Annotated in this window: 5 protein-coding genes; 3 read left to right on the top strand and 2 right to left on the bottom strand. The window is 71.5% G+C overall.

Annotated elements, in window-relative coordinates:
• Window positions 1-341: 341 nt before the first annotated feature.
• Entirely contained in the window at window positions 342-1133 is a 792-nt protein-coding gene (locus tag ACZ4FV_RS51235) for a DeoR/GlpR family DNA-binding transcription regulator (RefSeq protein WP_395867020.1), read from the bottom strand.
• A gap of 244 nt (window positions 1134-1377) precedes the next feature.
• Between ACZ4FV_RS51235 and ACZ4FV_RS51230 the strand changes: the two genes are divergently transcribed.
• Both ACZ4FV_RS51230 and nagA read left to right on the top strand, forming a co-directional pair.
• Window positions 1378-2334, top strand: coding sequence for an ROK family protein (locus ACZ4FV_RS51230; protein ID WP_395867018.1), 957 nt, complete (start codon window positions 1378-1380; stop codon window positions 2332-2334).
• Window positions 2331-3473, top strand: coding sequence for an N-acetylglucosamine-6-phosphate deacetylase (nagA, locus tag ACZ4FV_RS51225; RefSeq protein WP_395867016.1), 1143 nt, complete (start codon window positions 2331-2333; stop codon window positions 3471-3473). The genes ACZ4FV_RS51230 and nagA overlap by 4 nt, the downstream gene beginning before the upstream one ends.
• A gap of 72 nt (window positions 3474-3545) precedes the next feature.
• Here the strand turns inward: nagA and ACZ4FV_RS51220 are convergent, their stop codons facing one another.
• On the bottom strand, window positions 3546-4649 hold the full coding sequence (locus ACZ4FV_RS51220; protein WP_395867014.1) for an ADP-ribosylglycohydrolase family protein: 1104 nt from the start codon (window positions 4647-4649) through the stop codon (window positions 3546-3548).
• Between the two features lie 398 nt (window positions 4650-5047).
• Between ACZ4FV_RS51220 and ACZ4FV_RS51215 the strand changes: the two genes are divergently transcribed.
• The gene (locus ACZ4FV_RS51215) at window positions 5048-7120 is read left to right on the top strand and encodes an arabinofuranosyltransferase (protein WP_465328257.1); all 2073 of its coding nucleotides are present in this window, start codon (window positions 5048-5050) and stop codon (window positions 7118-7120) included.
• The last annotated feature ends 116 nt before the right edge of the window (window positions 7121-7236 follow it).

Below are 7236 nucleotides of genomic sequence, written 5' to 3'. Positions count from 1 at the left end.
CGCAAAACTGTTCGCAACACGGATTTGAAGAAAACTCTTGAGCAACAGCGAGCATTTTGCGGACTCGCCGTGTCGGCAGTCAACACCTCGACGGAAGAAAGGTCTACACCAATCCTGAGATTCCGAGGAGGGGTCGAGGAAGTTTGCAGAGCAATTCGTTACCCATGCGGGACCCATCCGTGCGCGCATGCTGAGGAACCGACACAGACGGTGTCGGTTCGATCTCACGAATGGTCTATCGGGTTGGTTGGCGAACGGATATGCGAACGCCCGGGACGCGTGGTCGCACGTCCCGGGCGAACGGGTGCTTCGGGGGCGCCGGGCGGGTCCGGCGCGCGGGCTCAGACCCGGATCACCCGCACGCCCGCGTCGACGAAGGCGGCGGTGGCCTCCTCGGGTGCCGAGGTGTCGGTCACCAGGACGCCGATGCGATCCAGCGGGCAGATCCGGGCGAACGCGCGGCGCCCGAGCTTGGACGAGTCCGCGGCCACCACCACCCGACCGGCGCCGGCGGCCATCAACTGGTTGATGCTCGCCTCGCCCTCGTGGTGGGCACTCGCGCCGTGCTCGACGTCGATCGCGTCGACGCCCAGGATCGCCACGTCCAGGGCCACCTCGCGCAGGATGCCGGTGGCCAACGGGCCGATCAGTTCGTAGGACTGGGTGCGGGCCACGCCGCCGGTGACGACGATCTTCACGTGCCGCCGTACGGCCAGCTCGCCCGCGATGTTGAGCGCGTTGGTGACGATCGTGAACGCCTGCGCGTTCGAGTCGCCCTCGGTGTGCAGGTCGGCCCGGGCGACCAGGGCACGGGCCACCTCGGTCATCGTGGTGCCGCCGTTGAGCCCGATCGTCTCGCCCGGCTTGACCAGCGCCGCGGCGGCCTGCGCGATGCGCTGCTTCTCGGACGCGTGCCGGGCGGTCTTGTAGCGCAGCGGCAGGTCGTAGGAGACCGCGTGCGCGACCGCGCCGCCCCGCGTGCGGGTCAGCATCTGCTGCTGCGCGAGCTGATCCAGGTCGCGCCGGATCGTCGCGGGCGAGACATCCAGTTCCGAGGCCACGTCCTCGACCTCGAGCCGACCGTGCTTGGCCAACAGCTCGAGAAGCGCACCCCACCGCTCGTAACGGCTCACCCGTGACCTCCGCCCTGTCCGACAGCCCTGGCCGACTCGCGTCGGATCGTTCCGGACATCCTCGCGGGCGCCCCACACGTGTCGAGCGTCGGGGTTTCCGTGAGCCTGCGCTCACTGAACGATGCTGTTGCATGTTCATGTTTTCAACTGCTATCCAGTGAGCACAAACGCGCATTCACGGATCCACCCGCCCTCGGGCTCACAATCTGCCCCACCTACCAGACGCGAGACGCCGATGCCGCACGTGAACACCCCGCCGTCCGACCTGTCCGGCGCGGACTGCGTCGTCGCACTCGACGTCGGCGGTACCGACATCAAGGGCGGCGTGGTCGACGCGGGCGGCAACCTCGTCTACAGCGAGCGACGGCCCACCGGCCGCACGCACGGCCCGAACGCGGTGGTCGCGGGCATCGTCGACTTCGCCGCGGCGCTGCGCGAGCGGGCGGTGGAACTGGGCGGCGTGCCACGCGCGGCCGGGGTCGTGGTGCCGGGGATCGTGGACGACCCGGCGGGCGTCGCGGTGTGGTCGGCCAGCATCCAGTGGCGCGAGGTGCCGCTGCGCGCGCTGATCGCGGACCGGCTCGGTCTACCGGCTGCTTTGAGCCACGACGTGCGCACCGGCGCGCTGGCCGAGGGCCGGCTCGGGGCGGGTCGCGATTGCGACAACTTCCTGTTCGTGGCGATCGGCACCGGGCTCGCCTCGGTGCTCGTGTTGAACGGCCGCCCCTACCCGGGCGCGCATGGACAGGCGGGCGAGATCGGCCACATCACGGTGCGGCCGGGCGGTGGCAGGTGTACGTGCGGTGCGGTCGGCTGTCTGGAGGCGCACTTCTCCGGGCCCGCCATCGCGCACGCGTTCGCCGAGGCCGCGCCGGGTGACGATCCGCCGCTGAGCGCGGCCCAGGTGGTCGCCCGGGTGGCCGCCGGCGACCGGGTCGCGGCCGCCGTGTGGGGGCAGGGCCTGTCCGCGTTCGCGGACGGCCTGCTCACCGGACTCGCGCTGTACGACCCGAAGTTGCTGGTCATCGGCGGCGGTCTCTCGCTCGCCGGGGAACAGTTGTTCAACCCCCTGCGGACGCTGCTCGCCGAGCGCGCCGTGGTTCAACACGTACCGCCGCTGGTGACCGCGGCGCTCGGAGACGAGGCCGGTTGCCGAGGCGCCGGTCTGATCGCGTGGGACACCTTGGAGGTGCGCGGGTGACGGTGCTCGGCAATGCGCGAGTGGTGCTGCCCTCCGGGGTGGTCGAGGGCGCTTCGGTGGGCGTGGTCGGTGATCGCATCGCCTTCGCGGGCCCGGGCCTGCCGGCCGGTCCGGAGCCGGCGGTCGACGTCGCGGGCGGCTGGATCGTGCCCGGCTTCGTGGACATGCACGTACACGGCGGCGGGGGCGGTTCGTACACCTCCGGCGACCCGGACGAGGCGCTGCGGGTGGCCGAATTCCATCGCTCGCACGGCACCACGACCACGGTCGCGAGTCTGGTCACCGCCTCCCCCGCGGACCTGCTGCGGATCGTGACCGAGTTGGCCCCGCTCGTGCACGACGGCAGGCTGGCCGGGCTGCACCTGGAGGGCCCGTACCTGAGCGCGGCCCGCTGCGGCGCGCACGACCCGACCCAGTTGCGCGCGCCCGACCGGGACGAGGTCACCGCGCTGCTGAAGGCGGGCAGCGGCGCGATCCGGATGCTCACGCTGGCGCCCGAACTGCCCGGCGGCATCGAGTTGGTGCGCCGACTGGCGGACGAGGGGGTGATCGCCGCGGTGGGGCACACCGACGGCACCCACCGCGAGACGCGCGCGGCGCTGGCCGCGGGCGCGAGTGTGGCCACCCACCTGTTCAACGCGATGCGCAGCGTGCACCACCGCGAGCCGGGACCGGTCACCGCGCTGCTCCAGGACAGCGACGCGGTGGTCGAGTTGATCAACGACGGCGTGCACCTGCACTCCAGCGTGGTCAATCTGGCCTACGCGAGCGCCGGGCCGGATCGGGTCGCGTTCATCACCGACGCGATGGGCGCGGCGGGCATGCCGGACGGCGTGTACCCGCTGGGGGTGATGACCGTGGACGTGGTCGACGGGGTGGCCCGGCTGGCCGACGGCGACTCGATCGCGGGCAGCACGCTGACCCTGGACCGGGCGCTGCGCAACGGCGTCGCGGGCGGCCTGCCGATCGCCGACGTGGTCCGCTCGCTGTCCGCCACCCCCGCCCGGGCATTGGGCATCGCCGATCGGGTCGGCACCCTGGAGCCGGGCAAGCGGGCCGACCTGGTGGTGCTCGACGACGCGCTGCGGGTGCGCGCCGTGATGGCCGGCGGCGCGTGGGTGGACGACCGCCGCCCGTGACCGAACCGGCCGGCCGCCCCGAAGTCGGGGCGGCCGGCGCTCGGTTGGACCTGGAGGCGCGCCCGCCGGCACTCAGTTGGGCGGGTAGCGCTTTGCCCAGGAGGTATCGCCCGCCTCGGGCCCGTGCAGCGTGGTGCCCTGGGTCATCTCCATCGCGAAGTCGTCGGCCAACTCCAGGATGGCGCCCCGGCCTTCGAGCTCGGCGACCAGGTCCGCGGGCAGCACGGTGTCGCCGTGCATGGCGCCCAGCAGGTTGCCGCAGATCGACCCGGTCGAGTCGCTGTCGCCGCCGTGGTTGACCGCGAGCAGCAGTCCGGTGCGCATGTCCGGCGCCACCAGCGCGCAGTACAGACCGATCGACAGCGCCTCTTCGGCCGTCCAGCCCTGGCCCAGCGCCTCGACCCGCTCGGCCGAGGGCACGCCGGCGCGGACCGCGGCCAGCGCCGCCTCGATCGCCTGCGCCGTCTCGGCGTGCTCGGGACGGGACTTCACCAACTCCAGCGCCACCCGCACACCCTCCTCCAGCGGCGCGCCCTGCATGACCGCGTGCACGATCACCGCGAACGCGCCCGCCGACAGATAGCCGGTGGGGTGACCGTGCGTCAGCACCGCGCACTCCACCGCGAGTTGGAAGACCAGCTCGGGACGCCAGCCGACCAACAGGCCGAACGGCGCCGAGCGCATCACCGCCCCGCACCCCTTGGAATCGGGGTTCTTCGGCCGCTCCAGCGTGCCCATCACGCTCTCGTCCTCCAGCCCGCGCAGGCACGCGGATCCGGGCGCACGCGAGCTGTACAGCCACTCCTCGCGGACCAACCAGCCCTCGTCCTTGCGCTCGTCCGGCCCCCACTCGCTCTGCGTCGCCTTCCAGCGCAGATACGCTCCGTGCAGATCGGTCGGCGGATGCCAGGCGCCGGTGTCCCGGCGCACGTGCGCGCGGATCAGACCCTCCACCGTGAACAACGTCATCTGCGTGTCGTCGGTGATCGCGCCGTGCCGGTGATACGCCGTCACATACCCGACGACCCCGTCGGGCCCGTGCTGTTCGCGGATTTCCGCAAGACTGAGGAACTCGATGCCGGCGCCGAGCGCGTCACCGATCGCCCCTCCGACCAGGCACCCCCGTACTCGCGCCCGAAAGTCTTGCAGCCGGTCTCTGGACCAGAGTGCGGCCATGTGTGTACTCCCCTCCCCCGACACCCCACGGCAGCGTACCCGCGGCAAGTCACCAAGGGGTCGCACACGCGTCCGACGACCCGGTCGGGGCAGCGTCGGCGAGCGGGCACCGGCCGGCCTCCGTCGCGGTACCCGGCTCCTATCCACCGCGAAGGAATGAGTATCCACCGGGACGGGACGAGTCCCGGTCCGTCTCGGGCGGGAGCGCCGCGCTCGTGGGGGCATGATCGGGTCGGAGGATAGGCTGCCGTCCCGAGGTGCAGGCCCCGACGAGTCCGGCAACCGTGTCCGGCCCGATCGATCCGCGGCGGCCCACTCGCCTCGGTGCTCGAGTCAGCCGATCCGGAAGCCGACCAACGCTCCCGGATCTCATCGAACGGGACCGCTTGGTGGACGTAATGTCGGATCATTCGGCGCACGACGTGGCGCGTTCGCCCGTGTCCGGAAAAGGATCCGCCGGCCCGGCGGTCGGCCGTGCGGATCGCCGATCGTGGTCGATCATCGGCGAACTGTGCTGTGCGGCGGCGGTTGCGGTCGCGACCAGCCTTCCGCTCCAGTACCTGATCACCCACGCCGGGCTGCCCCGGCCGCGGATCATGGTCGGACCGGACAAGTCGCAGACCCTCTCCAAGTCCTTGATCCCGTTGGAGTTCGCCAGTCTCGGTGCCCTCGCGCTGCTCGGCGCGATCGCCTTCCTGATCCTGCGCGGCGGGAAGCGGCCACTGCTGCGCACCGTGCTGACCTGGGTCTTGCTGACCGCGCTGCCGACGATCGTGCTCGCGCTGCCGCTGTACGCGACCAAGTGGTACTACGGCGGACTCGCGGGCGACAACTCGTTCCGCAGCCAGTACCTGACCCGGATGACCGACTCGCCTCGGCTGTCCGACATGAACTACGAGAACACGCCCCCGCTGTACCCCACGGGCTGGTTCTGGCTCGGCGGACGCTTCGCGAACCTGTTCGGCCTGGCGGGCTGGGAGGCCTACAAGCCGTTCACCATCCTGACCGCGGGTGTCACGGTCGCCCTCGCGTTCACGTTGTGGAGTGCGATCGTCTCCCGTCCGATGGCCATCGCGCTGAGCACCGCGACCACGCTGGTGGGATTGTCCGGGATGTCGCCGGCGGTGAACGAGGGCTACGCGTGGGTCGTCACCGCACTGGCCCCGCCGGTCGTGGTCGCCATCGCGCACATGCTGGCCCGAGGCGGCCGGGACGCCCACCGCGACCGCCGGCCGAAGAACCTCGGCGTGCTCCTGGGCATCGGGGTCTTCCTCGGCATCTCCGCGCTGTTCTACACGCTGATCACCGGCTTCCTCACGCTGGTGATCCTCGGATCCGCCGTGGTCGGGCTGGTGCTCGACCGCAGGCGTTCGGCCCGGATCCCGAACCCGCGCGGCGCGCCTGCGTCCGGCTACACGCTCGGTACGGTGCTCGGCCGACTGCTGCCGATCGCGGGCGCGGCGGCGGTGCTCATCCTCCCGGTGTGGCTCCCGTACCTGCTCGAAGCGGTCCGCCAGGGGATGCCCAGGAACGCGGCGCAGCACTACCTCTTTCCCGAGGGGGCGACCTTCGCCACACCGATGTTGGACTTCACGCCGATCGGCGTGCTGTGTCTGATCGGCGTGGTCTGGTTGATCTGGGCGGTCGGAGCCGGCGACATCATCGCGCGCGGGCTCGCGATCGGCGTCGTCGGTTGCTACACGTGGTCGGTCTTCTCCTTCGCCGCGGGTGTCGCGGACACCACCCTGCTGACCTTCCGGGTGACCCCGATCCTGGAGCTCTGTCTGGCCGCCGCGGGGGTGTTCGGGCTCGCTGCCGGGCTGCGGGAGATCCGGGCCAGGGCGACCGAGCCGAGGATCGCGCGCACCGCGCTCGCCGTGGTCACCGTGCTCGCCGTGGCGTCGGGCGTCGTGGTGGCCCAGCAGTTCGCCCGCTCCGACCGGGGTTCGTTGGACCAGGCCCTGGGCGAGCCCTATCCGGACGGTCACGAGCCACGGATCCGGGACGAACCGCCGACCGGCGACACCCTCGCGGCGCTGGAACTGGACCGCATGGTCTTCCGGGCCATCGCCGATGCCACGAAGAACAAGGCGCCGAACAAGACGGTCCTGCTCACGGACAACTACCGACTGCTCGCGATAAAGCCCTACTGGGGCTTCCTGGCCTACATCCCGCAATACTCCAACCCGCTGGGCGAGTTGGACGCGCGCCAGAAGGAGGTCGCCCGTTGGGCCGCCGCCGACTCGGCACAGGATCTGATCAAGCGGATGAAGGCCAGTCCATGGCGTGCCCCGGACGTGATGCTCCTGCGCGCCGAGGCGGACGGGTACCACGCGCGCATGGTCGTCGACGCGTTCCCGATGTCGCCCGAGAACCAGTGGCGCGACGTGGTGTTCCCCAAGAAGCTCATCGACCCCGCGGTGTTCAACCTGAAGAAGGTCGGACCCTTCACCCTGGTGTCGCCGCGCTGAACCCGTACCCGTAGTGCCCGGACACGATCGCGGGGGGGGGGGGGGGGGGGGGGGGGGGGGGGGGGGGGGGGGGGGGGGGGGGGGGGGTGGGGGGGGGGGCGGGGGGGGGGGGGGGT

This window comes from Embleya sp. NPDC025285, from assembly GCF_055558835.1.
The sequence above is the reverse complement of the archived record's forward strand: the minus strand, read 5'-3'. Positions and strand labels throughout refer to the sequence as shown.